1 protein-coding gene is annotated in these 2,241 nt (G+C 33.8%); it reads left to right on the forward strand.

Annotated features, from left to right (window positions below):
* Positions 1–222 precede the first annotated feature (222 nt).
* Positions 223–1,839 carry an amidase gene (locus FNW21_RS16100; RefSeq protein ID WP_144257769.1) on the forward strand — a complete coding sequence of 539 codons (1,617 nt, stop codon included), beginning with the start codon at positions 223–225 and terminating at the stop codon, positions 1,837–1,839.
* Positions 1,840–2,241 lie beyond the last annotated feature (402 nt).

Genomic DNA, 2,241 nt, shown 5'->3' on the forward strand with positions numbered 1-2,241 from the left:
GGGAGAGTATGTCGTCGCCTTTCTTTAGAAAAACCCCTCATCAAATGATGAGGGTTTTTTTGTTTTATAGCTATGACCGGCAAGCGGATTGCTGCGTACTACGGATCAATCGGATTTGATATTGTATAGCTTTATTTAGTAACAATATAAATTGTGATTTTTTTTTCATAAAAAAAAACTAAAGTTTAGATTTACTTTTTTTTATAATTTAGACTAGACTTTATGAAACGTAGAACCTTTTTGACCACAACAACACTTGCATCAGCAGGAATTTCAACATTATTAATAACTGGTTGTAATACAATAGTTGGTAATGATAAAGCAGAAGTTATCGAAGTTAATCCTAATTCATTTGAACTTGATGAAGAAACTATAAGTAGTTTAAGAGAAAAACTTATTTCTGGGAAATATACCTCTCAACAATTGGTTGAATTTTATCTTAATCGGATTGCTGATATTGATAAAAACGGAATCAAACTAAATGCCATTATAGAAATTAATCTGGAAGCTTTAAGTATAGCTAAATTAATGGACGATGAACTTAAATCTGGTAAAAATAGAGGCGTTCTTCATGGTATTCCCATTGTAATTAAAGATAATATTGATACCGCCGATAAAATGCAAACAACAGCAGGTTCACTCGCTTTGGAGGGCAATATTGCCGCCAACGATGCTTTTATTGTAAACAAATTAAGAGCAGCTGGAGCCGTAATTATTGGAAAAACTAATTTAAGTGAATGGGCAAATTTTAGATCTACACAATCATGTTCAGGTTGGAGTAGTCGAGGTGGTCAAACTAAAAACCCTTATATTTTAGATCATAATCCTTGTGGGTCTAGTGCTGGGTCTGGAGTGGCTGTTGCAGCAAATTTATGCGTCGTAGCGGTTGGTACTGAAACCGATGGTTCTATAGTTTGCCCAGCATCAGTTAATGGAATTGTGGGTATTAAACCTACCGTAGGTTTGGTAAGTCGTTCTGGAATTATACCCATATCTAAAACGCAAGATACTGCAGGACCAATGGCAAGAACGGTAAAAGATGCTGCTATTTTATTAGGAATTCTTGTTGGAGTCGATGATAAAGATGTTATTACGACAAAGAATATTGATAAAAATATAATTGACTACACTTCGTTTTTGGATTTGAATGCTTTGAAAGGAAAAAGAATTGGTATAGAAAAAAAGACTTTAGAAAAAAATCAGTTTATTAATTCTCTTTTTCAAAAGGCACTTGCTGTTTTAGAAAATCAAGGTGCAATTCTTGTTCCAATTGATTATCAAGATAAAATAAATGAATTAGGCGCAGCTGAATTTGAAGTTTTACAATACGAATTCAAAGCAGGACTCAATAGTTATTTAGCCAATTCTAATGCAAAAGTTAAATCCCTTAAAGACGTCATTGCTTTTAACACAAATAATGAAGACAAAGTGATGCCGTATTTCAAGCAAGAAACTTTAGAAAGTTCTGATTTAAAAGAGATCTTAACTGATAAAAAATATTTAGCTGCTTTAGCCAAAAGTCATGACGGCTGCAAGGAATTTTTGAACTCGGTATTTGAAGTAAATAAATTAGATGCAATTTGTGGGATTACTATGGGACCAGCCTGCAGTATTGATATGATTTATGGAGATCGTTGGGGAAATTCCTTGACAACACCCGCAGCAGTTAGTGGCTTTCCTCATATTACAGTTCCTTGTGGAAAAGTTTATGATTTACCAGTTGGATTGTCTTTTTTTGGGACTGCTTATTCCGAGCCAAAACTGATTGGAATATCATATGCTTATGAACAGGCTTCCAAAAACAGAGTGAAACCCGAATTTAAAAAATCTTTTTTGTAAAGCAAATGGATATTTGTACCAATTGATTTTAAACAATCGGTTTTTTTATAAATTTTCATAATAGGCGCAACAACTCGCAATTACACACTCCCCACATTTGGGAGTTGGTTTGCAAGTTTCCCTTCCTAAAAACGAAATCGCCATGCCTATTTCGCCCCAAATTCGTTTTGGAAGCAATTCCATCAATTGTTTTTCTATTTTATTACCTTCTGTGCTTACTGGTCTTACTGGTATAAGTCCAATTCTTGGAGCAACTCGAATTACATGTAAATCGATTCAGTACATGACAAAAAAGCTAAACAAGCATATTTCCAAAGACTTAACCCCAGTCAAAAGAAATTTTGACAAGTAGTCTAATCCATATTTAACTACACTTACAGCTCTTCGTCCATGAGTTTTTAT

The organism is Flavobacterium restrictum (assembly GCF_007097245.1).
GTDB classification, from domain to species: Bacteria; Bacteroidota; Bacteroidia; order Flavobacteriales; family Flavobacteriaceae; genus Flavobacterium; species Flavobacterium restrictum.

Coding starts and splice junctions, on each gene's coding strand:
- FNW21_RS16100 (WP_144257769.1), top strand. CDS start 223: ATGAAACGTAGAACCTTTTTGACCACAACAACACTTGCATCAGCAGGA.